We start from the raw sequence: 25,151 nt of genomic DNA, 5'->3' as shown, positions 1-25,151 counted from the left end.
ACGGTCGGCCCTGTGCGCGGGGGCCCGACGGCCCCGCGGGCCTGTCAGGCGGCGCGGCGGCGCAACAGCCCGAAACCCGCCAGACCGGCCAGCGCCAGCGGCAGCGTCGCGGGCAAGGGCACCTGCGGCGTGTCCGGCACGACGTCAACCGGCACGAAGGTCAGGTTGATATCGTCGGCACCGATGCCGGGAAAGCCCGTGGTCACGGTCAGCGGTGCGTTGCGCAGGCCCGCGCGCGGGCCGGTGGTCAGGGCGTTGTCCGTGGACTCGAAGAACAGCGTGCTGTCCGTGACATCCGGTGCGGCGTTCCAGCCGCCATGCGCGCCAAAGCTGAAGGCTGTCAGGACACCGCCCGTGACGGTCCAGGAATTGTTGTAAGGGCTGCCGACATATTCCCCGATGCCGAAACCGGCGGTGTTGCTCGCGACTTCCACGCTCGTGGCCGCTCCGGTGCCTTCGGTCAGGCCGCGCACGAAGCCGGTGACCGTGCCGCCCTGACCGATGGAGTCGTGCAGCACGTTCTCGAACGAGAACGCGAAATCGTAGCTGGCCGCGATGGCCGATCCCGCCGACAGGCACAGCGCCACGACCGCGGCGCCGATGGATTTGCAGAATGACATGGTGTTCCTCCCTTACGCTCACGGCGAAAGTATTAATGGCCATGTCGCGCCTGTAAAGGTTTTTCCGGTCTACTCCGCCGCCTGCGCCAAGCCCGCCACGCTCGGATCGTCCACCCGGATCGCCGCGTTCTTCGGATCATAGGGGCTGTCCTCGGTCACGACCACGTCCCACAGCCGGTCGAACATCTTCACCTGCAGCCGGGTGCCGGTCTCGGCCAGATCGGGACGCACATAGCCCATGCCGATGGACTGCCCGAAGGCCGCGGACCAGCCGCCCGACGTCAGCCGCCCAACCCGGTCGCCCCCTGCGTACAGCGCCTCGCGCCCCCAAGGGTCCGCATCCTCGGGCCCGTCGATCAGCACCGTGACGCATTTCGACCGGATGCCCAGAGCCTGCATCGCCGCCTTGCCGCGGAAACCCTTAGATAGGTCCACGAACCGATCCAGCCCCGCCTCCAGCGGTGTCGCGTCCCGGCCCAGTTCGTTGCCGAAGGCGCGATACGACTTCTCCTGCCGCAGCCAGTTCTGCGCGCGTGCGCCCACCAGCTTCATGTCGAACGCCGCACCCGCCTTCTCCAGAAGGTCGAACAGGTAATTCTGCATCTCAATCGGATGGTGCAGTTCCCAGCCCAGTTCGCCCGTATAGGCGACGCGGATGGCGCGCACCGGGCACATGCCCAGTTCGATCTCGCGCGCGCTCAGCCACGGGAAGCGCTTGTTGCCCAGCACGCTGTCCGGGTCGGCGTCCTTGACGACCGCCTTCAGCACGTCGCGCGACCTTGGCCCGGCGATGGCGAAGACGCCCCACTGGCTGGTCACGTCCTGCACGTCGATCCGGCCGAAAGCCTCTTGGCAGTCTTCCACCGCCTTGCGCAGGTAATCGCCGTCATAGGCCGCCCATGCCCCGGCGGAGACGAGGTAGAATTCGTCCTCCGCCAGCCGCACGATGGTGAATTCCGTACGCGTGGTGCCCGCGTCGGTCAGCGCATAGGTCAGGTTGATGCGCCCGACCTTGGGCAGGCGGTTCGTCGTGAACCAGTCGAGGAATCCCGCCGCCCCCGGCCCGCTGATTCGGTGCTTGGCGAAGGCCGTCGCATCGATCAGGCCGACGCCGCCGCGGATCGCTTCCGCCTCGGCGCGCGCATAGTCCCACCAGCCGCCGCGCCGGAAGCTGCGCGCGTCATGGTCGAAATCCGCAGGGGCGCCTTTGGGTCCGAAATAATTGGGCCGTTCCCAGCCGTTCACGCAGCCGAACTGCGCGCCGCGCGCCTTTTGCCGGTCATAGGCCGGGGCGGTGCGCAGCGGCCGGCAGGCCGGGCGTTCCTCGTCCGGGTGGTGCAGGACATAGACGTGGTCATACGCCTCCTCGTTCTTTCGGGCGGCGTATTCGGTGGTCATCCACGGGCCGAACCGCTTGGGATCGAGGCTGGCCATGTCGATCTCGGCCTCGCCCTCCACCATCATCTGGGCAAGGTAATACCCCGTGCCCCCCGCGGCGGTGATGCCGAAGCTGAACCCTTCGGCCAGCCACATGTTGCGCAGCCCCGGCGCGGGGCCGACCAGCGGGTTGCCGTCGGGCGTGTAGCAGATCGGGCCGTTGAAATCGTCCTTCAGGCCCACCGTTTCCGAGGTCGGGATGCGGTGGATCATCGCCATGTATTCCTCCTCGATCCGGTCGAGATCGAGCGGGAACAGGTCTGCCCGGAAACTGTCGGGCACGCCGTATTCGAACCGTGCGGGCGCGCCCTTTTCATAGGGCCCGAGGATCCAGCCGCCGCGTTCCTCGCGCACGTACCACTTGGCGTCGGCATCGCGCAGCACCGGGTGTTCGCCATGGGTCTTGCGGTATTCGACCAGCGCCGGATCGGGTTCGGTCACGATGAACTGGTGCTCCACCGGGATCGCGGGGATCTTCAGCCCCAGCATCTTCGCGGTGCGCTGGGCATGGTTGCCCGTCGCGGTGACCACATGCTCGGCAGTGATGACGACCTGTTCATCGGTGGGGACAAGGTTCCCGCCCCGCTCGCCCATCTTCGTGCAGGTTACTTCCCATGCGCTGCCGGTCCAGCGATAGCCGTCCACCTGCCACTTGCGTTCGATGACGACGCCGCGCTGACGTGCGCCCTTGGCCATGGCCATGGTCACGTCGGCGGGGTTTATGTAGCCATCCGTCGGATGATAGATCGCCCCCACCAGGTCATCGGTGCGCACCAGCGGCCAGCGCTCCGCGATCTGCGCCGGGGTCATCCATTCATAGGGAACACCGCAGGTTTCCGCCGTGGTGGCATAGACCATGTATTCGTCCATCCGCGCAGCACTTTGCGCCATGCGCAGGTTGCCCACCACGGAAAAGCCCGCGTTCAGGCCCGTCTCGGCTTCCAGCGTCTTGTAGAAATCCACAGAGTACTTGTGGATATGGGTGGTGGCGTAGGACATGTTGAACAGCGGCAGCAGCCCGGCAGCGTGCCATGTGGAGCCGCTCGTCAATTCGTCGCGTTCCAGCAGCATCACGTCCTGCCAGCCCGCCTTTGCCAGGTGATAGGCGACCGAGGTGCCGATTGCGCCCCCGCCCACGACCAATGCCCGCACTTGCGTCTTCATCCCGAACCACTCCCCGGATTGCCGCCCCCATCCATGCGCCCGTCGCGGCGGGCCGGACCATGCGCGCCCGACCCATCGCCGGGGAAAAGCGACATCGCGCAATGCCCGGCGGCGTTAAGGGCCCGTTCATCTCTGGTTGCGACAGTTCCGTGACACGCGGCGGAGGAGGACCGACCATGCCACAGCATCCCGGAATAACACTGGACCCCGACAGCCCGACGGACACCAACCCGGTGGCCGCGGTCGTCATCCATGCGGGTCTGACGGCGCTGTTCCTGACCCTTGCGGTGCAGGCCGGGCTGCCGCTGGCGGCCGGGGCGGCGCTGGCCTGGGCGGGCGGGGCCTGCGCGACGGTGGCGCTTCTGCTGGCCCATGATGCGGCCGGCCGGGGCGGGCAGGGCGGGGCGGACCGGCGGGCCGCCGCGACAGCGGCAGACTTGTAACGCCCCCCGACGGGCACTAGGCAGGGGGAACGATCAACCCCCGGGTGCCCGATGGAGATCTGCAAGACGAAGACGCATCTGCGGCGCGCGCTCGCGCCGCTGCGCAGGCCGGACCGCACGCTCGGTCTCGTGCCGACCATGGGGTATCTCCATGACGGGCATCTTGCGCTGGTGCGCGCGGCGCGGGACACATGCGACCATATCGTGGCCTCCATCTTCGTGAACCCGACCCAGTTCGGCCCGAACGAGGATCTGGACAGCTACCCGCGCGACATCGACCGGGATCTGGCGCTGCTGCGTGCCGAAGGGGTCGCGGCGGTGTTCCTGCCAGTCCCGGCGGAAATGTATCACCCGGACGCCCAGACGATCGTGGACACCACGGACCTGTCGGGCATCCTCATGGGCGCGCTGCGGCCCGGCCATTTCCGGGGCGTCGCCACGGTCGTCGCCAAGCTTTTCAACATCGTGCAGCCGACCCATGCCTTTTTCGGGCGCAAGGACTACCAGCAACTCGCCGTGATCCGCACCATGGTCCGCGATCTCGACATCCCCGTGCAGGTCGTCGGCATCCCGACGCAGCGCGCCCCCGACGGGCTGGCGCTGTCGTCGCGCAACGTGCGGCTGACCCCCAGCCACCGCGCCGCGGCGCCCGCGCTGAACGCCGCCCTCGACTGGGCGGAGGCGACGCTGCCGCGCACGCCCATGACCGCCGAGGAACTGGCCGCCGCCGTCACCGCCCGCATCAGCACCGCGCCCGGTGCCGACATCCGGTCGGTCGATATCCGCGACGCCGACACGCTCGCGCCGCTGACCGGCCCCATCGCCACGCCCGCAGTCATCCTGCTGGCCGTCCGCTTCGGCGACGTGCTGCTGATCGACCAGCGCGTCGTTCACCCCTGACCGGAAAGACCCATGAGCACACAGACCCGCATCCGCCGCACCACCGTCCCGCAGATCGCCGCGCGCAAGGGGGGCGAGCCGATCGTGTCGCTTACCTCCTACCACGCGCACACCGCGGCCATCGTGGACAAGCACGCCGATTTCATCCTCGTGGGCGACAGTCTCGGGATGGTCATGCACGGCATGGACAGCACCGTCGGCGTGCCCCTGGACCTGATGATCATGCATGGCCGCGCCGTGGTCCGCGGCACGCAACGCGCGCTGATCGTGGTGGACATGCCTTTCGGATCCTACGAGGAAAGCCCCAACATGGCCTTCCGCAACGCCGCGAAAGTCATGAAGGAAACCGGTTGCGGCGCCATCAAGATCGAAGGCGGCGCGCGGATGGCCGACACGATCCGCTTCCTGACCGAACGGGGCATCCCGGTGATGGCCCATACCGGCCTCACGCCGCAATCCAGCCACGTCATGGGCGGGTTCAAGACGCAAGGAAGGGACGAGGACACATGGCCCGCCCACGAGGCCGACGCGCAGGCCGTGGCCGACGCGGGCGCCTTCGCCGTGGTGCTTGAAGGCATGGTCGAACCGCTCGCAGCGCGCATCACCAAGCAGATCCCAATCCCCACCATCGGCATCGGCGCCAGCGTGGAATGCGACGGCCAGATCCTCGTGCTCGAGGACATGCTCGGCCTCAACCCGTGGACGCCGAAATTCGTCAAGGTCTACGGCCGCCTCGGCCCGATGATCGAGGAAGCGGTCGAAGCCTATGCGAAGGACGTGCGCACCCGCGCCTTCCCGACCGAGGACGAAGTCTATCGCTGACGCCGCGGACGGACCCGTAGACATGTCGAGGAGAGGCCGCGGCGGATCACCGCCGCCGGTCCGCCGGCCGGGGCGGGTCCGCGGGAAAGATTGACTTGCGACGGCATTTTGTTAACGTTGCGTCAGTATTTGTCAAACCCGGAGTCCGTCAGATGATTCGTTTCACACTAGCCGCCGCCGCCATCGCGGTCACCGGGGCCGCGGCCGATGCCGCCCAGCTCGACTTCACCGCCGGCGTTCTCAGCGGTGGCAACACAGTCCTGACCATGCCCGAAGCGGTCCTGACCGCCGGATCCGGTGCAACGCTGATCGTCGGCGACTTTGTCGCAAACGCGTCCTGCGCCATCATCCCGGCGTCGGGATGTGTCGGCGTCATGACCCTGACCTGGAATTTCGACGTCGAGAACGTGTCCTTCGACTACGGCTTCGGCAACGATGGCGACTTCGCCACCGTCACGGCGCTTGATGCGTCCATGGCGACCGTGGGCAGCGTGTTCCTCGATCTCGAAAGCGGCACGGCTAACGAAGACATCTCCGCGCTCGGCGTGTTCCGCAGTCTCGTGTTCGACAACACCGGTGCGGCGGGTGCGGGCTATTCCTACGGCAACGTGAACTTCGACCGGGCCATCGTCGATGCGCCGATCCCGCTTCCGGCGGCGCTGCCGCTGCTGATGGGCGGCATCGCCGGTCTGGCCCTTCTGCGCCGCAAGCCCGCGGCCTGATCCCGGCACGCCACGCAGGCGGTCGCGGCGACGCGGCCGCCTTTTCCATGCGCGCCCGGCGGTTCGCACCATCCCCCGGCCGCGCGCATTTCTCCCCGCCAACGGAAATGTGTATCGCGTTTTCCGCCCCGTTCACGGATTCACGGGCAGCATTGCGCGTGCTGGACGCAGCCGCGCCACGGCAGCATGAAGACCGCGAAGGGGGACCACATCTTGCAGCATGTCATGGAACAGTTCGCCGACAGGATCCGCGACTACTATGCCGACCCGCTGGCGCCCCTCGCCGACCAGTTCATGTACCGCACACCGCCGACCGTGGGCGAATTGCGGCGCCCGCCGCTGGTGCTGCTCCTCGGCAACCATTCCTCGGGCAAATCCACCTTCGTCAACCACCTGCTCGGCGGCACGGTGCAGAAGACCGGGGTCGCCCCCACCGATGACGGTTTCACCATCATCACCCACGGGCCCGTGGAAACCGACCGCGATGGCCCCGCGGTCGTCGGCAATCCCGACCTGCCCTACGAAGGGCTGCGCCATTTCGGCGACCAGCTGGTATCCCACATCCGCCTGAAACTGCGCCCGGCGGAATTGCTGCGCACGGTCACGCTGATCGACAGCCCCGGCATGATCGACGAGGCGAAGGCGGAAAACGGGCGCGGCTTCGACTTTCCCGGCGTGGTGCGCTGGTTCGCGGAACGCGCCGACATCGTCATGATGTTTTTCGACCCCGACAAGCCCGGCACCACCGGCGAAACGCTCCAGGTCTTCCGGGAATCGCTGGGTGGGATCGACCACAAGCTGCTGATCGTGCTGAACAAGACCGACCAGTTCCAGAACCTGCACGACTTCGCCCGCGCCTATGGTGCGCTGTGCTGGAACCTCGGCAAGGTCATCCCGCGCAAGGACCTGCCGATGATCTACAACACCTTCGTGCCGGTCGCGGGGCAGCCCGCCTCTGCCTTGCCGCTGGACGATTTCGAAAATGCGCGGGCCGACCTGATCGGCGAATTGCGCCGCGCCCCGACGCGCCGGATGGACAACCAGATCACACAGTTGCAGGGCTTCGCGGAACGTCTGCGCCTTCATGCGCTCGTGATCGACGCGGCGGCCAACCGGCTGCGGCGCGCGCGGGAACGGTCCTACGGGATACTCGTGCTGCTGCTCATAGCCCTTGGAGGCGCGGCCTTCGCCACCGGCATGGTCGTGGCCCTTCCCGCGCTGGCCGCGCTGGCGGCCCTTGCCGCAGCACTGCTGGAATGGGTCGCGCTGCCGCGCCTGCGCAAGCGCCTTCCCGACCGGTTCGACGAGATCTTCGAATCCCTGCATGATCGCGAATTGCTGCTGCGCGAGCGGGCCGAAGACCTGCGCGCCATGTGGGCCGAGGTCGCGCCCCGCGCCCGCGAGGTGGCGGAAAAGCGCGGGCTCCAGTCCTTTGCCCGGATGAAATGGGCCGACCGCACGGTGCTGGACGAACTGATCCGGGACGAGATCCCGAAACTGCGGAGCGAACTCTACGACGCCCTGCGCGACAACCCGCTCGACGCCCATCCGCCGCAGGACCCGCCCGCCGAGTCCGCCATGGCCGTGGCGTCCGACGATCCGCTGCCCCTGCGCGCCGGGAACCGCGGCCCCGCATGACCGCGTGGCGCGGGTCGCCCGCCCTGTGTCGTGCCGCACCGCCGCCGCGACGACGTGGGGGACCATGGGCCGCCGTTCCGGGAGCGCACCGGGCGCCCGGCACACCATATCCGCATGGAAATTGACCTTTCGGCCTGCCATCCGCCTGAAAATTGATCGAAACGGCGCCTCGGGCGGTGCCGTCGCCACGCCGCCATTGCCTGAATCCCCGCGACTTCGAACCATGGTCAGGCAGGATGCTTAGGGTTCCGCCGCCCCCGCGCGGGTCTGGTCCGAGAAGCGTCACCTGACCGGCAAATTCCGGTCGGGCACACGGCGGGCCAAAATCCCGGGAGGTCACCTGCGCAGGTTCGCCCCGCGCCCTTGTCCGTGTTCCGCCAGCGGGTCGAACCTTCTGCCACGCCTGCGCGGGACACCGACCAACGGGGAAAGACCATGACCAAAGCCAAGTTCCTGTCCACGACAGCCGCCGCCATGGGCCTGCTGGCCGCAAGTCTTTCGCCCGCCGCGGCCCAGGAAAGGACCGATTTCCGCATCGCCTGGTCGATCTATGTCGGCTGGATGCCGTGGGGCTATATCGAAGACAGCGGGATCATGGACAAGTGGGCCGACAGATACGGCATCACCGTCGATATCGTGCAGATCAACGACTACGTGGAGTCGATCAACCAGTATACCGCCGGGGCCTTCGACGGCGTCACCGCGACGAACATGGACACCCTGTCGATCCCCGCGGGCAGCGGCGTGGACACCACGGCACTCATCATCGGCGACTATTCCGACGGCAACGACGCGGTCATCACCAAGGGCGACCGGACGCTCGCAGACCTTGCGGGCACGCCGGTCAACCTCGTGGAACTCTCGGTGTCCCACTACCTGCTGGCCCGCGCGCTCGATACCGTGGGGCTGGCCGAGCGCGATCTCGACGGCGTCGTGAACACCTCCGACGCCGACATGATCGCGGCCTTCGCCACCGACGACGTGCAGACGGTCGTCACATGGAACCCGCTCGTATCCGAAATCCTCGGCTCGAACCCCGACGCGACCAACCTCTTCGACAGTTCGCAAATCCCCGGCGAGATCCTCGACCTGCTGGTGGTGAACACCGACACGCTGCAAGCCAATCCGGATTTCGGCAAGGCGCTTGTGGGTGCATGGTACGAGGTCATGGGGCTGATGGCCGCTGGGGACGAAGCTGCGCTGACCGCCATGGCCGAAGCCTCGGGCACCGATCTCGAAGGCTACAAGGCCCAGCTCGACGCCACCCGCATGTTCTTCGATCCCGCCGAGGCCGTGGCGCAGGCGCAAAGCGACACCTTGCCGGACACGATGACCAGCGTGGCGGCGTTCCTTTTCGACAAGGGCATCCTTGGCGTGGACGCCCCGTCGCCCGATTTCGTCGGCATCGCCTACCCGGACGGCACGATCACCGGGTCCGACCAAAACGTGCAGTTCCGCTTCGACACCACCTTCATGCAGATGGCCGCCGACGGCGCGCTCTGACCGCGTCCCATGCGCCTCATCAACCGCATCCCGTCCCGGCCCGTGGCGGTCGCGCTGGCCGCATTGCCCTTCGCGGCGGTGCTGATCGCCTATGCCTTGGGGTCCGAGATCCGGCTCGCCGCGAACCCGCAGGACAAGCTGCTGCCCGCGCCCGCCACGATCCTCGACACCGCCATCCGGCTCTTCACCCAAGGCGACCGGCGCACCGGCGAAATCCTGCTTTGGCAGGACACTTGGGCCAGCCTGCGCAGGCTCGCGCTCGGGGTGGGGATCGGCGCGGCCATATCCCTGTCGTTCGGCATGCTGATCGGCATGCTGCCCCATGCCCGCCGCGGCCTGTCGGGCTTCGTGGCAGTCCTGTCCATGGTGCCGCCGCTCGCGCTCCTGCCTGTCCTGTTCATCGTCTTCGGGCTGGGGGAGACATCCAAGGTCGTGCTGATCGTCATCGGCATCACGCCCTTCCTGATCCGCGAGCTGTCGCAGCGCGTGCTCGACATCCCGCACGAGGAAATCGTGAAGGCCCAGACCCTCGGCGCCTCCAGCGGCACGATCGCCCTCAACGTCGTGCTGCCGCAGATCCTGCCGCGCCTGATATCGGCCGTGCGCCTGTCGCTCGGCTCCGCCTGGCTGTTCCTCATCGCCGCCGAGGCCGTCGCGTCCGAGGTGGGCCTCGGCTACCGCATCTTCCTCGTGCGCCGCTATCTCGCCATGGACATCATCCTGACCTACGTCATCTGGATCACGCTTCTGGCGTTCCTGATCGACTGGGCGCTGAAATACCTGTCGCGCCGCGCCTTCCCGTGGATGGAGGCGGGGCTGTGAGCTTCGTGACCGTCCGCGACGTCTGGCAACGCTACGGCGACCGGTCCATCATCGAACGGGTGAACCTCGACGTGGCCGAGGGCGAATTCGTGTCCATCGTCGGCGCGTCGGGTTGCGGCAAATCCACCTTTCTGCGCCTGCTGCTGGCCGACGAACGCCCCACACGCGGCGAGATCCGCATCGACGGCGGCGAACCCGCGCGCGAACCGGGGCGCGAACGCGGCGTGGTGTTCCAGCGCTATTCCGTCTTCCGCCACATGACCGTGCGCGACAACATCGTGGCCGCCGAAAGCTTCGCCCGCTTTCCGGGCCGGTTCTTCGGCCCCGCCCTGCGCGCCGCGCGCGCCCGCGCCGACGACACGCTGGCACGGATCGGCCTCGCGCATGTCGCGGGGCAATACCCGGCCACCCTGTCGGGGGGCATGCAGCAGCGGCTCGCCATCGGGCAGGCGCTGACGGCGCGCCCCCGCGTCCTGCTGCTCGATGAACCCTTCGGCGCGCTCGACACCGGCACCCGGCTCGCCATGCACGATTTCCTGACCGAGTTGCGGGCCGAAACGAACATGACCGTGTTCATGGTCACCCACGACCTTGAAGAAGGCTTCAAGCTGGGCGACCGTGTCCTGGTGTTCGACAAGGTGCGCTGGGATCCCCATTCGCCCGAGGCGTTCGGCGCCACGATCACCTACGATTTCGACGCGCGCGACGGTGGCATCCCGTTCCAGCGGCAACTCGAACGCTATCCCGGTCTCGCCGCGCAGGCGGGCTGACCCCCGCACCCGCACGCGCCGCCGGGCCCCGCGTGCAGGATCAGCCAAGGCCCGGACCCGACCGCCCCCGCCACAGGGGGAAACCTGACGGAGACAGACCTTGTTTTCTGACCTCACAGCCGCCCAAGCCCGCTCGCGCCACCCGCGCGACCTTGCCGCCCGGGCCGCCGCCCGCGACCGTCGCCAGCACCACCCGGATCTGACAAAGCTGGCGGGCTGGAAGGCCATGCAGAAGGAAGGCGCGCTTCCCGAAGGCCGCTGGAACGAGGAACGGGCCTGGGCGCTCCGCATGGGCCTCACCGGCGCCGACTCCATCGACGACCGCTCCATCCCCACCTTCGCGCGGGGCGAACTGCCCCATTACGCGGGCATCAACACGTTCCTGAAAGCCCCCTATGCCGAGGACGTGCTGGAGGTTGCGCATTACGACGCCACCGTGCTGGGCATCCCCTTCGACGGCGGCACCACCTATCGCCCCGGCACGCGTTTCGGCCCGCAGGGCGTGCGCAAGATCTCCGCGCTCTACACGCCCTACAACTACGAAATCGGCGTGGACCTGCGCGAACAGATGACGCTGTGCGACGCGGGCGACGTGTTCACCATCCCGGCCAATATCGAAAAGAGCTTCGACCAGATCAGCCGGGCGGTCAGTCACGTCTTCAGCTCCGGCTCGCTCCCGATCATGATCGGCGGTGACCACTCCATCGGCTTTCCCTGCGTGCGCGGCATCGCCGACTGCACGTCGAAACGCATCGGCATCGTCCATTTCGACCGCCACGCCGATATCCAGGAAAAGGATCTCGACGAACGGATGCACACGACCCCGTGGTTCCACGCCACCAACATGCCCAACGTGCCGGCCACGAACCTCGTGCAGATCGGCATCGGCGGCTGGCAGGTCCCGCGCGAGGCGGTGAAGATCGCGCGCGAGCGGCACACCAACATCATCACCATGGGCGACATGGAACGGATGGGCATCGCCAAGACCGTCGAGATGGCGCTGGAAATGGCGTGGAAGGACGCGGACATGGTCTACATGTCCTTCGACATCGACAGCATCGACTGCGGCTTCGTCCCCGGCACCGGCTGGCCCGAACCCGGCGGGTTCCTCCCGCGCGAGGCTTTGGCGCTCGCCTCCGGCATCGCGGCCGAGGGGATCTGCGGCATGGAACTGGTCGAGGTCTCGCCGCCCTACGACACCTCGGACATCACCGCGCTGATGGGCACGCGGGTGATCGTGGACGTGCTCGGCGCGCTCGTGTCGAACGGCAAGCTGGGGGCGCATCGCCGCCATATCGACAAGCCCGCGACGATCCCCCATGGCGATTTCGCGGGCAAGCGCTGGTCGAACCCCGCGCCCCACAAGATCGGCTGAGCCCATGCCCCACGATCACCCCCATCCCGCCGGTCACAACCATCCCCATGACGGCGATCACCTGCACAGCCACATGCACCACGCCGACGACGCGGCGGATCTCCAGGTGCTCGCCACGCAATTCATCGACGGGTTTCTGCAGGCCAAGGACAAGACCAGTTACCTGCGGCTCGCCGGGGTCGCCTTCGAACGCCCCGGCGTGTCGGGGCCATCGGCACTGAAGCTGGTGGACGTGCAACTGACGACCGAATGGCAGGTCGGCACCGCGTCCCCGTCCTTCGGGTCGCGCGAACTGTCCTACCTGCCGTTCCCCGGAGCCATGGTCCGCGAACGCACCAACATGGCGCTGGTCTACGTGTCCATGGACGAGAAACAGACCCTCGACATCCGCGACTTCCTGCTGGCCCGCAAGCAGGAGATCGAAAGCTGAGTCGGCGCCGCCAAAGTCCCTGCGCGGCCGGGATCGCGCCCGCAGGTCTCCTACAAGGCTCCGACAAGAGTCATACGCGAGTCATACGGAAGTCATACGCTCCGATCCGGGTCCGCGACGCGCTTGGAAACCGCCTCAGGCGACCAGCATCCGCAGCCCCTGCGTGACGTCCGCGCGCACCGCGATGCGCAGCCCGGGCTCGTCCCCGGCGCGCAATGCGGCGATGATGAGCCGGTGTCCGCGCGGCGGCTCCGTGCGGTTCAACCGCCCGTAAAGCTTGCACATTGTCGGTCCAAGCTGAAGCCAGACGGTCTCCGCCATGGCCAGCATCGCGGGCGCCTGCGCGCGCAGGTAAAGGGTCCGGTGGAACTCCAGGTTGGTGCGCAGATAGCCCTGCGCATCCCCCGCCGCGATGGTCGCCGCGACCGCCGTGTTGATCAATTCCAGCCTATCTATCAATGCCATATGCGCCCGCGGCAACGCCCGCGACGCCAGCTCCGGTTCCAGCAGCGCACGGATCGATGCCAGCTCCTCGATCCGTTCGGGCGACAGTTCCGGCGCGCTGATCCGCCCCGATGCGGACAGGGTCAGCGCACCCTCGGCCACCAGCCGCCGGACGGCCTCGCGCGCGGGTGTCATGCTGACGCCATATGTTTCCGCAAGGCCGCGTAACGTCAGGGATTCTCCCGGAACCATGCCGCCATGCATGATGCGCGTGCGCAGAGTGCGGAACACCCGGTCGTGCAGCGCTCCGCCGCCGCCGCCATCGCCGCCCATGCGCGCCGCTGCCATCACGGCGTGAACCGGATGCCGTGCAGCAACGCCCCGTGGTCCCGCAGCCAGCGCCGCCGGGGCGCATAGTCGGGGCAAAGCCGCGCGACCTCGGCCCAGAAGGCACGGCTGTGATTCATCTCGGCCAGATGCGCGACCTCGTGCGCAGCAACGTAATCCAGCACTTCCGGCGGCGCCATCACGAGCCGCCACGAGAACATCAGCCGCCCCGCGCTGCTGCACGATCCCCAGCGCGACCGCGTATCCCGCAGCACCAGCGCGCTGTAGGGTCGGCCCAGCCGCGCCGCATGGTCGTCGCAGGCCGCCGCCAGCCGCACGCGTGCCTGGGCCTTGAGCAGCCCCGCCAGTTGCGGCCCCGCCGGGCGCCCGTCGCGCAGTTCCGCCCGGTCCGGCAGCAGCCGCGCACGCGGCCCCGCGACGACGGGCAGGTCGCGCCCGCCCACGGGGATCACGCCGCCGATGCGCGGTGTCCACGGGCGCGGACGATCGGCGAGATGCCCCCGCACCCAGTCCGCCTGCCGGTCGAGGAATGCCCGCGCGGAGGACAGCGGCACCGTCTGCGGCAGCGACAGGGTCACCCGCCCGTCCACGCCGGACACACGCAGCGACAACCGCCGCGCGCGCGGGGACCGCCGCAGGCGCACCTGCACCGCGGGATCGCCCGGCAGTTCCAGCATCTCGTGCTCGTCGTCCCGCATCTGTCTTGCCGCGCCTCGGTCTGTCCGGTCCTGTGCCGGTGAATTGCGCCCGATCCTAGCGTGCCGCGCAGGGCTTGTCTCGTGTCCAGTGGGTCGCTGCCGCGGGCCCGCATGCGGTGCGCAAAAGGCTTTGACATGCGCGCGGCCCTGTGGCATCGGACCGCTTCGCGCCGCGCCCCTTTCGGGGCAGCGGTGCATCGCCCATGGGCAGCAAGGGATTTTTAGCGATGCCGAAGGAAGAATGGGGCACCAAGCGTGTCTGCCCGACCACCGGAAAGCGGTTCTATGATCTGGGCCGCAATCCGATCGTCAGCCCCTATACCGGGGAAGTGGTCACGCTCGACACCGGCAAGTCGCGCACGCTGATCGCCGAAAAGGCAAAGCCCGCGAAGGCAACCGATGACGAACCCGTCGTTCTCGACGATGATGACACGGCGGCGGATGTGGAAATCGATGACGATCTGCTCGACGATGACGATGACGACGACAGCAACGTGTCGCTCGACGATCTGGCCGACGTCGCCGCCGACGACGAAGATAGCTGATTTTCAACGGAAACTTTCCGCTTGAAAGCGCCGGTGGGCTTGCTTAGAAGACGCCGGACGGGGCCATAGCTCAGCTGGGAGAGCGCTTGCATGGCATGCAAGAGGTCAGGGGTTCGATCCCCCTTGGCTCCACCAACCCACACCGTACCAAAGCCGTGCCCGCGCGCTTCGCTGAGGCGGAGGCGGAATCGGGGCGTGACGGGCTGCCGGCGCGGCCGTTGACCGATGCGGTTCTCTGCCAATCTGGGATTTCTCTGGGCTGACCGCTCGCTGCCCGATGCCATCCATGCCGCCCACCGGGCGGGCTTCGCCGCGGTGGAGTGCCATTGGCCCTTCGACGTGCCCGCGGTCGCGGTACGCGCCGCGCTGATGCAGACCGGATTGCCGATGCTGAGCCTGAACACGCGGCGCGGCGATGTGGCGGCAGGAGAATTCGGTCTGTCCGCGTTGCCCGGCCGCGAGGACGAGGCGCGCGCGGCCATCGACGAGGCGATCGCCTATGCCTGCGCAACCGGGGCGCGGGCGGTGCATGTCATGGCGGGCGCGGCCAGCGGTCCGCGCGCGCACGATGCCTTCTGCGCCAATCTGTTCCATGCCTGCGCGGGTGCCGCGACGCATGACATCACGATACTCATCGAGCCGCTCAATCCCCGTGACGCGCCGGGCTATTTCCTGTCGGGCACGGATCAGGCGGCGGCCATCATTCGCGATCTCGACCAGCCGAACCTGCGCCTCATGTTCGATTTCTACCACGTGGAGATCATGGAGGGCGCGGCGTTGTGCCGGTTCGCGCGACTGCTGCCGCTGGTCGGCCATGTCCAGGTCGCGTCGGTCCCCGATCGCGGTCCGCCCGATCACGGCGACCTGGACTACGGTGCTGTCTTCGCCGAACTGGCGCGGCTTGGCTGGTCGCGGCCGGTCGGTGCGGAATACAGGTCCGCGACAGCGACCGACGAAACGCTTGGCTGGATGGCGGCTTTTCGCGCTCCGTTTCGACCGGCGCGTTAAGCCCGCGGTGATCTTTCTGCCCTAGACCGTCCGGGCCGGAGCGTTGCAGCCTCACGAGTGCACGGGTCCGGGCCTGGTGTCCGGCCGCCAGGCCCCACGCCCGTCCAGTCAAGTGCCTGACAGAGTGATCGGATCGATCCCGCCCATCGCGCAGACCCGGCGCCACTCCGTTTCGGACACGGGCTGCACGGACAAGCGTGAGTTCCGCAGCAACGCCATGTCCGCAAGGTCCGGCTCCGCTTTGCATGCATCCAACGTCACCGGACGGGGCAGGGGGGCGAGGGCGCGGATATCGACGCAGTCCCAGCGGTCGTCATCGGTCGTGCTGTCGGAATGGGCCTCGGCGCAGATTTCCACCACCCCGACGACCGCCTTGTCCTTCTGCGAGTGGTAGAAGAAACCGCGATCGCCGATGGCCATTTCGCGCATGAAGTTCCGCGCTTGGTAATTGCGAACGCCGGTCCATTCCTCGCCCGCATCGCCGCGCGCCACCTGGTCGTCCCAGGACCATTCCGATGGCTCGGATTTGAACAGCCAGTACCGCATCAGCCGCCGATCACCCGTTTCCACGCCACGATCTCGACCCGGTCGAACAGCCCCGCCTGCGCATAGGGGTCGCCATCGGCCCAGACCTGCGCCGCCGCGCGGTCGGCCACGTCGAGAATGATGAGCGAACCGACCATGCCGCCGTCATCGCCCAGAAGCGGCCCGGCCTGTGCCACAACGCCGGTCCGTTCGACATAGGCAAGGTGGTCGGCGCGGGTTTGCATCCGCAGCGCCAGCGCGCCGGGCTTGTCGTGGCAGATCAGGGCAAAGAACATCGGATCCTCCGGTCGGGGCATAGCCAAGGTCGCGCAATCCGCGCGGCGCCGCAAGGCTCAGGCTTTCGGCCCCTTGCGGCCGGAGCCGACGAGCGCGGGGCTCGCGGTGTCGAGCGGCCAGCGCGGGCGGGCGGGCAGGTCCATCCCGTCACGGCGGCCCGCGCGGAATGCTTCCAGCCCCGCGAAGGCGATCATGGCGGCGTTGTCGGTGCAAAGATACAGGGGCGGGGCGTTGAAGGCCACGCCCGCCGCGGCCGCGACCCCGGTCAGCCTTTCGCGCAGGATGCCATTGGCCGCGACGCCGCCCGCGACCGCCAGCGCGGTCAGGTCCGGTCCTGCGGCCGCCAGCGCGCGGCGGGTCTTTTCGGCCAGCACGTCTGCCACCGCTGCCTGAAACCCGGCACACAGATCGGCGCGGTCGGTCTCGAACAGCCCGCCCTGCGTCGCCGCGAGCGTGTCGCGCGCGCGCAGCACCGCCGTCTTCAGCCCCGAGAAGGACAGATCGCAGCCGGGCCGGTCCAGCATCGGGCGCGGGAACGCAAAGCGTGCCGGGTCGCCCGACCGCGCCGCGGCCTCAACCGCCGGGCCACCGGGCTGGGGCAGGCCCAGCAGGCGCGCGACCTTGTCGAACGCCTCGCCCGGTGCGTCGTCGATGGTGCCGCCGAGGCGGGTGTAATTGTCGATGCCGCCCACCCGCAGGAACTGGCAATGCCCGCCGGACACCAGCAGCATGAGATAGGGAAAGGCCAGCCCGTCGGTCAGCCGCGGCGTCAGCGCATGGCCCGCCAGATGGTTCACACCCACCAGCGGCAGCCCCGCCCCCGCGGCGATGCCCTTGGCGCACATCACGCCCGACAGCACGCCACCGATGAGCCCCGGCCCCGCGGTCACCGCGACGGCGTCGATGTCGCGCAGGGTCAGGCCCGCTTCGGCCAGCGCCTGTTCCACCGCGATGTCGATCTTCTCGGCATGGGCGCGGGCGGCGATTTCGGGGACCACGCCGCCATAGGATGCGTGCAGTGCGTCCTGCCCGATCACCACGTTGGACAGGATCTCGGCCTGCGCGTCCGGTGCCTGCCGGACGACCGCAGCGCCGGTATCGTCGCAGCTGCTTTCCAGCCCGAGCAACGTCAGGGTCTGCGCCATCGCTTTCAACGTCCCGGTGCGGCGTCTAGAAGGGTCGCACGGGGCTATCACCATGCCCGCCCCGCGGCAACAGGGAAGCCTTCCATGCCCAGCACGCCCACGGTTCTGCTGACACGCCCCGCGGACGCGTCACGGCGTTTCGCGCAGGCGCTGCATGACCGGCTTGGCGCGGCGCTGCCGGTGCTGATTGCGCCCCTGCTGGATATCGTGCCCGACCCGCGGGCCGCCGCCGCGGCCCTTGCCGGGGCAGGGGGGGTCATCCTGTCCTCGGAAAATGGCGCTGCGGTCTGCGCGGCGGCGGGGATCGGCGCTGGCCTGCCCGCGTTCTGCGTGGGCGTGCGCACGGCCGAGACGGCGCGGGCGGCTGGTTTCTTGCCGGTGGACGAGCCGCCGGGCGATCTCGATGGGCTCATTGCGCAGATCGTGGCGTGTGGCTGGTCCGCGGATCGCGGTCCGCTCGTGCATCTGCACGGCGCGCATGTGACCGGGGATGCCGCCGCCGCGCTGGTCGCCGCGGGAATCCCGGCTCGGGCCGCGGTGGTCTATGACCAGCAGGCCCGGCCCCTTTCGGATGCGGCGCGGCAGCTGCTGGCCGGTTACGACCCGGTGATCGTGCCGGTCTTCTCGCCCCGCTCGGCGCGGCTGATCGCACCGGCGCTCGTCGCGGCGCGGGCGCCCTTGCGCGTTGCGGCAATCAGCCCCCGTGCCGCCGATGCGGTCGGTGTGCATGGTGCATCTCGGGTGCAGACCGCGCGCAGCCCGGACGCCGCCGCGATGATCGAAACGATCGCCGCGTTGCTGTCGGGGTGGGAGTCGTCTTGAGCCGTGACCGGCCGCAGGCTAAGCTACCGCAAGAGACCAGGGAAGGAATGTTGGTGTGAGTTCACAAGACAAGGCCGGTCCGCAGGACGGCACCGAGGACGCCGCAACCGAAGGCCGCGCGCCGGACACCGCCAAGGAGCTTCCCGAAACCCCGCAGAGCCCAGAGAACGAGGGCGATGCGGATATCGAAGATGCCGAATTCGTGAGCGAATCCGCCCACGCCGACGACGAAGCGATCGCGGGCGACCCCGCCGAGGACGGCGGCGAGGCAGCCGGGATCGCCGAGGAAGATCCGAGCGCCGGGGAGGACGACTCGGACGGGTCGCAGGACGGCACCGGCCAGACGACGACTGACACAGCGGATATCGGCGACGCGCCGGAAACGGAAGACACGCGCGGCGACGATGCCGAGACCCGCGAAGACCTGGCCGCCGCCGCGCTGTCCGGCTCGGCTGCGGGCGCGGCACTTGGCGCGGGGGCCTCTGGCGGCGGCGCGGTATCCGACCCGGAACCGGCACGGCCTGCCGCAAGCCCGCCGCCCGCACCGCAGAAATCCGGCGGCGGGTTCATGCCCGCACTTCTGGGGGGTGTGGTGGCCGCGGGCCTCGGCGCCGGTGGCATGTTCTATTTCGGCGATATGCTCGGCGGGGACGAGCGGCTTGAACAGGCGCTGGCCGCGCAGGACAGCCAGCTTTCGGCGCTCGACACGAAGCTTACGAACCTTTCCGAAGCCATGGCCGCGCCGGACGACAGCGGTACGGACGACCAGATCGCGGCGCTTGGCGACCGGCTTGGCGAACAGCTGGGCGGCGTTGCGGACCGGATCGAGACGCTCGCCGGCACTGTGTCAGAGGTCCAGGACGGACTTGCATCGCTCGATACGCGGCTGGCCGATGTGAATGATCGGCTGACCGTGGTGGAACAGCGCCCGCTCACCGAAAGCTCCGAAGCCGCGCAGGCTGCCTTCTCGGCCTATGAGGATGACATCGCGGAGCTGCAGGCCGCGCTGGAAGAGCAGACCGCGGCGAACGAGGAACTGGCGGCGCAACTGGAACAGCGCGCCGCAGACGCCCAGGCCGAGGTCGACGCCGCCGCAGCCCGCGCCGCCGAATTGCAGGCGCAGGCCGAGGAACAGGCCCGGGTCGCCATGGAGCAGGCAGAGGCGCGCGCCCGCACCGCCGCGGTTCGGGAAGCCATGGCCAGCCTTGACGCCGCGCTGGAAAAGGGCGCGCCCTTCGCCGCGCCGCTGGAGGTGCTGTCCGAGGGGGTGGAGGTGCCGCAGGCCCTGTCAGATGCTGCCGCCGATGGCGTGGCATCGCTGCCCGATCTGCGCGCCACGTTTCCAGACCTTGCCCGCGATGCGCTGGACGCGTCGATCCGCGAGACCGTCGATGACGACCTGACCGAGCGCGCCGTGGCCTTTTTGAAGGCACAGACCGGGTTCCGCAGCCTCGCCCCGCGCGAAGGCGACGATCCGGATGCCGTGTTGTCGCGCGCCGAGGCCGCGCTGCAGGACGGCGATCTTGCCGCGTCGATATCGGAACTGTCGCAACTGCCCCCCGCCGGTCAGGCCGTCATGGCCGACTGGATCGCCCGCGCCGAACAGCGCCGCACCGTCACCGAAGCCGCCGGAACGCTGGCTGACACCCTGCTGGCGAACTGAGGAGGTTTTCCAAGATGCTGCTTTCGCTTTTCAAGATACTCCTGTTCGTCCTCATCGTGTCGGGGCTGATCTATGGCACCGAGATCCTGCTGACCAACGGATCGGACCTGCGGCTCGCCATCGCAAGCTACGAGGTCACGCTTGGCCCTGTGCAGGCGGTCATTGCCGCGGCGCTTTTGCTCGCCGTGGTCTGGCTGATCCTCAAGCTGCTGGGGCTTTCGCTCGCGGTGCTGAAATTCCTCGCCGGGGACGAAACCGCGATCACGCGCTTCTTCAATCGCAACCGGGAACGGCGCGGCTACAAGGCGCTGTCGGATGCCATCACGGCGCTGGCCGCGGGCGAGGGCGACGCGGCGCTGGTCAAGGCGGGCAAGGCCGAACGGCTGCTGCGACGCCCCGACCTGACCAACCTCGTGCGTGCGCAGGCGGCCGAGATGTCGGGCGACCATGGCAGCGCCACCGAGGCGTACAAGCGGCTTCTGTCCAACGACGACACACGCTTCGTGGGCGTGCGTGGCCTGCTGAAGCAGAAACTTGCCGAAGGCGATACCGAGACGGCGTTGAAGCTTGCGGAAAAGGCCTTCGTGCTGAAGCCGCGGAACGCCGAGGTGTCGGATGCGCTGCTCGAACTTCAGGCGCAGTCGGAGAACTGGTCCGGTGCGCGCCGCACGCTGGGCGCGAAGCTGAAATACGGCACGCTGCCGCGCGACCTGCACAAGCGGCGCGATGCGATCCTTGCGCTGGCCGATGCCAAGGCGCGGATCGCCAAGGGCGACACCGAAACGGCCCATGACGAAGCGATCGAGGCGGCCCGGCTGGCGCCTGCGCTTGTGCCGGCCGCGGCGATGGCGGCACGATCCTATGTCGCGCTCGGAAAGCCGCGCAATGCGGCCAAGGTGCTCAAGACCGCATGGGCGCGCGAGCCGCATCCCGACCTTGCGGCGGCCTTCGCAGCCATCGTGCCGGATGAAACCCCCGAGGAGCGGATCAAGCGGTTCGCGCCGCTGATCGCCCAGAACGCGGGCCATCCCGAGAGCCGCCAGTTGCAGGCGGAACTCGAAATCGCGGCCGAGAATTTCCCGGCGGCGCGCAAGGCGCTTGGCGATCTTGCCGAGAAGCTGCAAACGGCGCGCACCATGACCCTGATGGCCGCCATCGAACGGGGCGAGGGGTCGGACGACAGCACCGTGAAGGCCTGGCTTGCCAAGGCGGTCACGGTGTCGCGCGGCCCGCAATGGACCTGCGACAAGTGTGGCCATGTCCATGCCGAATGGGAAGCGATCTGCGACCGCTGCGGCGCGTTCGACACGCTCAGCTGGACCGACAAGGGCACCGACACAGCCATGCAGGCCGGATCCATGTCGATGCTGCCGCTGATCGTCGGATCGTTGCCGGGGGCCGATGCGACGGCGGACAACCGGCAAGACGATGGCGACGTGATCGATCATGACGGGGCGGGCGAGGATCTGAAGCAGGGCGCAAATTAGGGCTTCCACCGCCGGAAAAGTCCTGATAACCGCTCGCCACCGCCGCTGTAGCTCAGCTGGTAGAGCACGTCATTCGTAATGATGGGGTCGGGGGTTCGAGTCCCTTCAGCGGCACCAGACACCGGACCGGGTCCGGACGGAAAGCCCCCGCGCGGGGGCTTTTACCGTCTCTGGCCATCGGTCCATCCTGCCGAAAAGGCCGCGACCATGACGGACACGCCGCACGACCCCGATGCGCCGTTCGAGATTTTCGTGGCCACCGCGCCGGGGCTGGAATCCACGCTGCGGGCGGAAATGCGCGACGCCGGATTCCCGAAGACGCTTCAGCAGCCCGGCGGCGTGGCGTTTTCGGGGCACTGGCCGGACGTGTGGCGCGCGAACCTGATGCTGCGAGGGGCCAACCGGGTGCTTGTACGGATCGGCAGCTTTCGTGCGATGCATCTCGCGCAGCTCGACAAGCGGGCGCGGCGTTTTCCCTGGGCGGATCACCTGCGCCCGGACGTACCCCTGCGGGTGGATGTCACGTCGCGCCGGTCGCGGGTCTATCATCAGCGTGCCGCCGCCGAGCGGATTGAGAACGCGCTTCGCGACACTCTCGGCGCGCGGATCAACCCGGAGGCGGCGGTGCGCCTGATGGTGCGGATCGACGACGACCTGTGCACCTTCAGCATCGACACGTCCGGCGCCCCGCTGCACAAGCGCGGCCACAAGGAAGCCGTGGGCAAGGCGCCCCTGCGCGAAACGCTGGCGGCGCTGTTCCTGCGCCAGTGCGGGTATGATGGATCGGCGCCGCTGCTCGATCCGATGTGCGGGTCAGGCACTTTCCTGCTGGAAGCGGCCGACATGGCGGCGGGTTTGGCGCCGGGTCGTGCGCGGGGCTTTGCCTTCGAACATCTTGTCAGCTTCGATCCCGCGGCGTGGAGCACGATGCGCGCTGCCGTCGAACCCGACACGCCTGCGTTACCGATGATCTTCGGCCACGACCGGGATGCCGGTGCCGTGGCCATGACGCGGGCCAATGCCGATCGCGCCGGATTTTCCTCCCGGATCACGGTGTCTGAGCGCGCCATCGGAGCGCTGGTCCCGCCCGATGTCGCCGGCCCCGGGCTGGTGATCGTGAACCCGCCCTATGGCGCGCGGATCGGCGAACCGGGGCCATTGCGCGCGCTGCATGCCACGCTGGGTGCGCGGCTGCGCGCGGGGTTTGCGGGCTGGCGCGTGGGGCTTGTGACACCCGATCCGCAGCTCGCCCATGCCACGGGCCTGCCTTTCCTGCCGCCGGGGCCGCCCGTGCCCCATGGCGGGATCAAGGTGAAGCTGTATCGCACCGACCCGCTGCCCGGCTGACCCGCTTGCCGTGCGCGCCGCGATCTGAAACCTTTCCGACAGAACCACAAGGAGCCGCCAATGCCCGAAGATCGCCAGAAACTGCTGGCCGTGCTGATCGACGCCGACAACGTACCCGCGGGCTATGCCGAGGCGATCTTCGAGGAAATCGCCAGTTTCGGCGAGGCGTCGATCAGGCGTATCTACGGCGACTTCGCCCGCGACGGGCTGCGCGGCTGGTCCAAGAAGCTTGCCAACCTCGCCATCGTGCCGATGCAGGCGCCCAGCAACACGCGGGGCAAGAATTCCAGCGACATCTCGCTGGTGATCGACGCGATGGACATCCTGCACACGGGCCGCTTCGACGGCTTCGTGCTGGTGTCTTCGGACAGCGATTTCACGCGGCTGGCCAGCCGCATCCGCGAACAGGGCATCGACGTGTTCGGCATGGGCGAGCAGAAGACACCGGAATCCTTCCGCCGGGCCTGCAAGCGCTTCATCTATGTCGAGAACCTCACGAGCAGTGACAGCGAACCGCTGGAGACGACGGACCAGCCCGGCGACCCGGCGACCGACCGGCCCCCGGCGAAGCGCGCGCGCAAGCTCAAGCCGATGGACGCACGCAACCTGATCTTCCGGGCCTTCGACGCAATCGAACAGGATGACGAATGGTATTCGCTGGGCCAGATCGGCCAGCACATCACCGCCGCCAACCCGGATTTCGATCCGCGCAACTATGGCAAGAAGAAGCTCAGCGACCTGATGGCCGAACTGAAGATGTTTGAGCTGCGCCGCGGGCCCGGCAACCAGTTCGAAGCCCGCCGGCTGGACTGAGCGCGCCCAAGAACCTGGTAGCCAGATTCTTGAACCGCGCCGGGGGCCGCCGGTCACCTGTCCGGCGGGGTCCATGGATCGGGTCCGTGCCGCCCCTGCACCCGGCGCAGCACGAGGCCGAGCACGCCCCCGGTGCCGATGGCCACCGTCAGATCCGCCAGCACGGTGAGTAAGAGCGTCAGCCCCAGCAGCAGCCGATCGGGCCATGGCAGGCGCAGATGCGCGCGCCAATGCTGCGGCTCGCTCATGTTCCACGCGGTGAGGATCAAGAGTCCCGACAGGGCGGGCAGCGCCAGCGCCCCGGCCAGCGGGGCCGCCGCTGCCATGACGATCAGGATCGCCAGCGCATGGACGATGCCCGCGACCGGCGTCCGCCCGCCCGCGCGCACATTCGTGGCGGTGCGGGCGATGGCACCGGTGGCGGGCAGACCGCCGAACAGCGCTGAACCGACATTGGCCACGCCTTGCGCCATCAGCTCCGCATCTGGGCGGTGCCGTCCGCCGCACATCTTGTCGGCCACCATCGCCGAGAGGAGCGATTCGATCCCGGCAAGGAACGCGATCAGCAGCGCCGAGGGCAGGAGGGTCCACAGGCGGGCGGGGGACAGGTCCGGAAGCGCGGGCGCGGGCAGGCCGCGGGGCAGGGCGCCGAAGCGGTCGGCCAGCGTGTCCACCGGAAGGGCGAATACGGCAACCAACGCCGACCCGACGCCCACCGCCACGATCAGGCCCGGATAGCGTGGCGCCGCGCGGCGAAGCCAGACGATCAGCACCATCGTCACCAGCCCGACCCCGAGCGCCGCCGGCGAAAGGCTGGCGCGGGCCGCCCAAAGCGCGGGAACAAGCTCCAGCGCATCTGCGGGGGCATGGTCCGGGCGCAGGCCCAGAAGGTCCTTCACCTGGCTCAGCGCGATGATGCAGGCGATCCCGATGGTGAATCCATGGATCACAGCTTCGGGCACGAGCCGGACCAGCCGACCAGCGCGCAACCGGGCGGCCAGCATCAGGATCACGCCCGCCATCAGCGTGGCGATCACCAGCCCGTCATGGCCATGCGCGGCGATCACGCCCGCCACCACGACGATGAACGCGCCCGTGGGGCCGCCGATCTGCACCCGGCTGCCCCCCAATGCCGAGATCAGGAAACCCGCCACCACCGCCGTCACGATGCCCCTGGACGGGTCGGCGCCCGACGCGATGGCGATGGCAAGGCTGAGCGGCAGGGCGACCATGGCCACGGTCAGCCCCGCGAAAAGGTCGGCGCGGAACGTCGCGGGCGAATAGTCCCGCAGCATCGTCACGAGTTCAGGCTGAACAAACTTCTGGCTGGCCGCTCTGACGATTGCCGCGACAGTTTTCAGCC

General features: G+C 68.5%; 25 protein-coding genes, 2 tRNA genes and 1 riboswitch. Of the genes, 19 read left to right on the top strand and 8 right to left on the bottom strand.

What is annotated here, in order from left to right; translation table 11 throughout:
- Positions 1 to 44 precede the first annotated feature (44 nt).
- Together DDE13_RS17020 and DDE13_RS17015 are read right to left on the bottom strand one after the other, a co-directional pair.
- Positions 45 to 620, bottom strand: a complete 576-nt coding sequence (locus DDE13_RS17020; RefSeq protein WP_111405477.1) for a VPLPA-CTERM sorting domain-containing protein — start codon at positions 618 to 620, stop codon at positions 45 to 47.
- A gap of 69 nt (positions 621 to 689) precedes the next feature.
- Complete coding sequence (locus DDE13_RS17015; RefSeq protein WP_111405476.1) at positions 690 to 3,221, bottom strand: GcvT family protein; 2,532 nt, start codon at positions 3,219 to 3,221, stop codon at positions 690 to 692.
- Between the two features lie 176 nt (positions 3,222 to 3,397).
- On the opposite strand from DDE13_RS17015, the gene DDE13_RS17010 reads away from it, so the two are divergent.
- The 10 genes from DDE13_RS17010 (at position 3,398) to DDE13_RS16965 (ending at position 12,646) form a co-directional block, all read left to right on the top strand.
- Complete coding sequence (locus DDE13_RS17010; protein WP_111405475.1) at positions 3,398 to 3,664, top strand: hypothetical protein; 267 nt, start codon at positions 3,398 to 3,400, stop codon at positions 3,662 to 3,664.
- Between the two features lie 51 nt (positions 3,665 to 3,715).
- Positions 3,716 to 4,564: a pantoate--beta-alanine ligase gene (gene panC / locus DDE13_RS17005; protein WP_111405474.1), complete on the top strand. Its 849-nt coding sequence runs from the start codon at positions 3,716 to 3,718 to the stop codon at positions 4,562 to 4,564.
- 12 nt (positions 4,565 to 4,576) lie between these two features.
- Complete coding sequence (panB, locus tag DDE13_RS17000; RefSeq protein ID WP_111405473.1) at positions 4,577 to 5,386, top strand: 3-methyl-2-oxobutanoate hydroxymethyltransferase; 810 nt, start codon at positions 4,577 to 4,579, stop codon at positions 5,384 to 5,386.
- 152 nt (positions 5,387 to 5,538) lie between these two features.
- Positions 5,539 to 6,108: a VPLPA-CTERM sorting domain-containing protein gene (locus DDE13_RS16995; RefSeq protein ID WP_111405472.1), complete on the top strand. Its 570-nt coding sequence runs from the start codon at positions 5,539 to 5,541 to the stop codon at positions 6,106 to 6,108.
- Between the two features lie 225 nt (positions 6,109 to 6,333).
- Positions 6,334 to 7,746, top strand: a complete 1,413-nt coding sequence (locus DDE13_RS16990; protein ID WP_111405481.1) for a dynamin family protein — start codon at positions 6,334 to 6,336, stop codon at positions 7,744 to 7,746.
- Positions 7,747 to 7,975: 229 nt separating this feature from the next.
- A riboswitch (guanidine-I (ykkC/yxkD leader) is annotated at positions 7,976 to 8,083 on the top strand.
- Positions 8,084 to 8,181: 98 nt separating this feature from the next.
- Complete coding sequence (locus tag DDE13_RS16985) at positions 8,182 to 9,249, top strand: putative urea ABC transporter substrate-binding protein (RefSeq protein ID WP_111405471.1); 1,068 nt, start codon at positions 8,182 to 8,184, stop codon at positions 9,247 to 9,249.
- 9 nt (positions 9,250 to 9,258) lie between these two features.
- Positions 9,259 to 10,071 carry an ABC transporter permease gene (locus DDE13_RS16980; RefSeq protein WP_111405470.1) on the top strand — a complete coding sequence of 271 codons (813 nt, stop codon included), beginning with the start codon at positions 9,259 to 9,261 and terminating at the stop codon, positions 10,069 to 10,071.
- Positions 10,068 to 10,841 (top strand): ATP-binding cassette domain-containing protein, encoded by a 774-nt coding sequence (locus DDE13_RS16975; protein ID WP_111405469.1) that lies wholly within the window; start codon positions 10,068 to 10,070, stop codon positions 10,839 to 10,841. Before DDE13_RS16980 ends, DDE13_RS16975 begins: the two co-directional genes overlap by 4 nt.
- A gap of 100 nt (positions 10,842 to 10,941) precedes the next feature.
- Positions 10,942 to 12,216: an agmatinase family protein gene (locus tag DDE13_RS16970; RefSeq protein ID WP_222626125.1), complete on the top strand. Its 1,275-nt coding sequence runs from the start codon at positions 10,942 to 10,944 to the stop codon at positions 12,214 to 12,216.
- Between the two features lie 4 nt (positions 12,217 to 12,220).
- Complete coding sequence (locus DDE13_RS16965) at positions 12,221 to 12,646, top strand: hypothetical protein (protein ID WP_111405468.1); 426 nt, start codon at positions 12,221 to 12,223, stop codon at positions 12,644 to 12,646.
- Between the two features lie 135 nt (positions 12,647 to 12,781).
- Here the strand turns inward: DDE13_RS16965 and DDE13_RS16960 are convergent, their stop codons facing one another.
- Positions 12,782 to 13,438, bottom strand: coding sequence for a GntR family transcriptional regulator (locus DDE13_RS16960; RefSeq protein ID WP_328587848.1), 657 nt, complete (start codon positions 13,436 to 13,438; stop codon positions 12,782 to 12,784).
- The gene (locus tag DDE13_RS16955) at positions 13,438 to 14,136 is read right to left on the bottom strand and encodes a M48 family metallopeptidase (protein ID WP_394340308.1); all 699 of its coding nucleotides are present in this window, start codon (positions 14,134 to 14,136) and stop codon (positions 13,438 to 13,440) included. Before DDE13_RS16955 ends, DDE13_RS16960 begins: the two co-directional genes overlap by 1 nt.
- A gap of 227 nt (positions 14,137 to 14,363) precedes the next feature.
- Here DDE13_RS16955 and DDE13_RS16950 point away from each other — a divergent pair, with 227 nt between their 5' ends.
- The 3 genes from DDE13_RS16950 (at position 14,364) to DDE13_RS16940 (ending at position 15,689) form a co-directional block, all read left to right on the top strand.
- Positions 14,364 to 14,681, top strand: coding sequence for a TIGR02300 family protein (locus DDE13_RS16950; protein WP_111405467.1), 318 nt, complete (start codon positions 14,364 to 14,366; stop codon positions 14,679 to 14,681).
- 59 nt (positions 14,682 to 14,740) lie between these two features.
- Positions 14,741 to 14,816: transfer RNA gene (locus DDE13_RS16945), tRNA-Ala, on the top strand.
- 90 nt (positions 14,817 to 14,906) lie between these two features.
- Positions 14,907 to 15,689 carry a hydroxypyruvate isomerase family protein gene (locus tag DDE13_RS16940; RefSeq protein WP_111405466.1) on the top strand — a complete coding sequence of 261 codons (783 nt, stop codon included), beginning with the start codon at positions 14,907 to 14,909 and terminating at the stop codon, positions 15,687 to 15,689.
- Positions 15,690 to 15,797: 108 nt separating this feature from the next.
- Here the strand turns inward: DDE13_RS16940 and DDE13_RS16935 are convergent, their stop codons facing one another.
- From DDE13_RS16935 to tsaD, 3 genes are read right to left on the bottom strand one after another with little or no spacing between them, the layout of a single operon-like run.
- Positions 15,798 to 16,235 carry an EVE domain-containing protein gene (locus tag DDE13_RS16935; protein ID WP_111405465.1) on the bottom strand — a complete coding sequence of 146 codons (438 nt, stop codon included), beginning with the start codon at positions 16,233 to 16,235 and terminating at the stop codon, positions 15,798 to 15,800.
- Positions 16,235 to 16,510 (bottom strand): YciI family protein, encoded by a 276-nt coding sequence (locus tag DDE13_RS16930; protein WP_111405464.1) that lies wholly within the window; start codon positions 16,508 to 16,510, stop codon positions 16,235 to 16,237. Before DDE13_RS16930 ends, DDE13_RS16935 begins: the two co-directional genes overlap by 1 nt.
- Positions 16,511 to 16,567: 57 nt before the next feature.
- Complete coding sequence (tsaD, locus tag DDE13_RS16925; protein ID WP_111405463.1) at positions 16,568 to 17,656, bottom strand: tRNA (adenosine(37)-N6)-threonylcarbamoyltransferase complex transferase subunit TsaD; 1,089 nt, start codon at positions 17,654 to 17,656, stop codon at positions 16,568 to 16,570.
- A gap of 84 nt (positions 17,657 to 17,740) precedes the next feature.
- Between tsaD and DDE13_RS16920 the strand changes: the two genes are divergently transcribed.
- The 6 genes from DDE13_RS16920 to DDE13_RS16895 all read left to right on the top strand — a co-directional run bounded on the left by DDE13_RS16920 (position 17,741) and on the right by DDE13_RS16895 (position 23,788).
- Positions 17,741 to 18,478 (top strand): uroporphyrinogen-III synthase, encoded by a 738-nt coding sequence (locus tag DDE13_RS16920; RefSeq protein ID WP_111405462.1) that lies wholly within the window; start codon positions 17,741 to 17,743, stop codon positions 18,476 to 18,478.
- A 55-nt stretch (positions 18,479 to 18,533) separates the two neighbouring features.
- Positions 18,534 to 20,141 carry a mitofilin family membrane protein gene (locus DDE13_RS16915; RefSeq protein ID WP_111405461.1) on the top strand — a complete coding sequence of 536 codons (1,608 nt, stop codon included), beginning with the start codon at positions 18,534 to 18,536 and terminating at the stop codon, positions 20,139 to 20,141.
- A 14-nt stretch (positions 20,142 to 20,155) separates the two neighbouring features.
- Entirely contained in the window at positions 20,156 to 21,628 is a 1,473-nt protein-coding gene (locus DDE13_RS16910) for a heme biosynthesis protein HemY (protein WP_111405460.1), read from the top strand.
- A gap of 41 nt (positions 21,629 to 21,669) precedes the next feature.
- A tRNA-Thr gene (locus tag DDE13_RS16905) sits at positions 21,670 to 21,745 on the top strand.
- Positions 21,746 to 21,835: 90 nt separating this feature from the next.
- Positions 21,836 to 22,975: a THUMP domain-containing class I SAM-dependent RNA methyltransferase gene (locus tag DDE13_RS16900; protein WP_111405459.1), complete on the top strand. Its 1,140-nt coding sequence runs from the start codon at positions 21,836 to 21,838 to the stop codon at positions 22,973 to 22,975.
- A gap of 60 nt (positions 22,976 to 23,035) precedes the next feature.
- Positions 23,036 to 23,788: an NYN domain-containing protein gene (locus DDE13_RS16895; RefSeq protein ID WP_111405458.1), complete on the top strand. Its 753-nt coding sequence runs from the start codon at positions 23,036 to 23,038 to the stop codon at positions 23,786 to 23,788.
- A 53-nt stretch (positions 23,789 to 23,841) separates the two neighbouring features.
- Here the strand turns inward: DDE13_RS16895 and DDE13_RS16890 are convergent, their stop codons facing one another.
- Positions 23,842 to 25,083 carry a SulP family inorganic anion transporter gene (locus tag DDE13_RS16890; protein WP_111405457.1) on the bottom strand — a complete coding sequence of 414 codons (1,242 nt, stop codon included), beginning with the start codon at positions 25,081 to 25,083 and terminating at the stop codon, positions 23,842 to 23,844.
- Positions 25,084 to 25,151 lie beyond the last annotated feature (68 nt).

The sequence above is a fragment of the Meridianimarinicoccus zhengii genome (assembly GCF_003254465.1).
In the GTDB taxonomy this organism is placed as follows: Bacteria; Pseudomonadota; Alphaproteobacteria; order Rhodobacterales; family Rhodobacteraceae; genus Meridianimarinicoccus; species Meridianimarinicoccus zhengii.
This window is presented reverse-complemented; position numbering and strand designations above follow the sequence as displayed.

Excerpts from the sequence above, each read along its gene's own strand:
- DDE13_RS16980 (WP_111405470.1), top strand. The coding sequence starts at position 9,259 with ATGCGCCTCATCAACCGCATCCCGTCCCGGCCCGTGGCGGTCGCGCTG.
- DDE13_RS16895 (WP_111405458.1), top strand. The coding sequence starts at position 23,036 with ATGCCCGAAGATCGCCAGAAACTGCTGGCCGTGCTGATCGACGCCGAC.
- DDE13_RS16995 (WP_111405472.1), top strand. The coding sequence starts at position 5,539 with ATGATTCGTTTCACACTAGCCGCCGCCGCCATCGCGGTCACCGGGGCC.
- DDE13_RS16910 (WP_111405460.1), top strand. The coding sequence starts at position 20,156 with ATGCTGCTTTCGCTTTTCAAGATACTCCTGTTCGTCCTCATCGTGTCG.
- panC (WP_111405474.1), top strand. The coding sequence starts at position 3,716 with ATGGAGATCTGCAAGACGAAGACGCATCTGCGGCGCGCGCTCGCGCCG.
- DDE13_RS16960 (WP_328587848.1), bottom strand. The coding sequence starts at position 13,438 with ATGGCAGCGGCGCGCATGGGCGGCGATGGCGGCGGCGGCGGAGCGCTG.
- DDE13_RS16930 (WP_111405464.1), bottom strand. The coding sequence starts at position 16,510 with ATGTTCTTTGCCCTGATCTGCCACGACAAGCCCGGCGCGCTGGCGCTG.
- DDE13_RS17015 (WP_111405476.1), bottom strand. The coding sequence starts at position 3,221 with ATGAAGACGCAAGTGCGGGCATTGGTCGTGGGCGGGGGCGCAATCGGC.
- panB (WP_111405473.1), top strand. The coding sequence starts at position 4,577 with ATGAGCACACAGACCCGCATCCGCCGCACCACCGTCCCGCAGATCGCC.
- DDE13_RS16940 (WP_111405466.1), top strand. The coding sequence starts at position 14,907 with ATGCGGTTCTCTGCCAATCTGGGATTTCTCTGGGCTGACCGCTCGCTG.
- DDE13_RS16955 (WP_394340308.1), bottom strand. The coding sequence starts at position 14,136 with ATGCGGGACGACGAGCACGAGATGCTGGAACTGCCGGGCGATCCCGCG.
- DDE13_RS17020 (WP_111405477.1), bottom strand. The coding sequence starts at position 620 with ATGTCATTCTGCAAATCCATCGGCGCCGCGGTCGTGGCGCTGTGCCTG.
- DDE13_RS16890 (WP_111405457.1), bottom strand. The coding sequence starts at position 25,083 with ATGCTGCGGGACTATTCGCCCGCGACGTTCCGCGCCGACCTTTTCGCG.
- DDE13_RS17010 (WP_111405475.1), top strand. The coding sequence starts at position 3,398 with ATGCCACAGCATCCCGGAATAACACTGGACCCCGACAGCCCGACGGAC.
- DDE13_RS16965 (WP_111405468.1), top strand. The coding sequence starts at position 12,221 with ATGCCCCACGATCACCCCCATCCCGCCGGTCACAACCATCCCCATGAC.
- DDE13_RS16985 (WP_111405471.1), top strand. The coding sequence starts at position 8,182 with ATGACCAAAGCCAAGTTCCTGTCCACGACAGCCGCCGCCATGGGCCTG.
- DDE13_RS16900 (WP_111405459.1), top strand. The coding sequence starts at position 21,836 with ATGACGGACACGCCGCACGACCCCGATGCGCCGTTCGAGATTTTCGTG.
- DDE13_RS16950 (WP_111405467.1), top strand. The coding sequence starts at position 14,364 with ATGCCGAAGGAAGAATGGGGCACCAAGCGTGTCTGCCCGACCACCGGA.
- DDE13_RS16990 (WP_111405481.1), top strand. The coding sequence starts at position 6,334 with ATGGAACAGTTCGCCGACAGGATCCGCGACTACTATGCCGACCCGCTG.
- DDE13_RS16935 (WP_111405465.1), bottom strand. The coding sequence starts at position 16,235 with ATGCGGTACTGGCTGTTCAAATCCGAGCCATCGGAATGGTCCTGGGAC.
- tsaD (WP_111405463.1), bottom strand. The coding sequence starts at position 17,656 with ATGGCGCAGACCCTGACGTTGCTCGGGCTGGAAAGCAGCTGCGACGAT.
- DDE13_RS16920 (WP_111405462.1), top strand. The coding sequence starts at position 17,741 with ATGCCCAGCACGCCCACGGTTCTGCTGACACGCCCCGCGGACGCGTCA.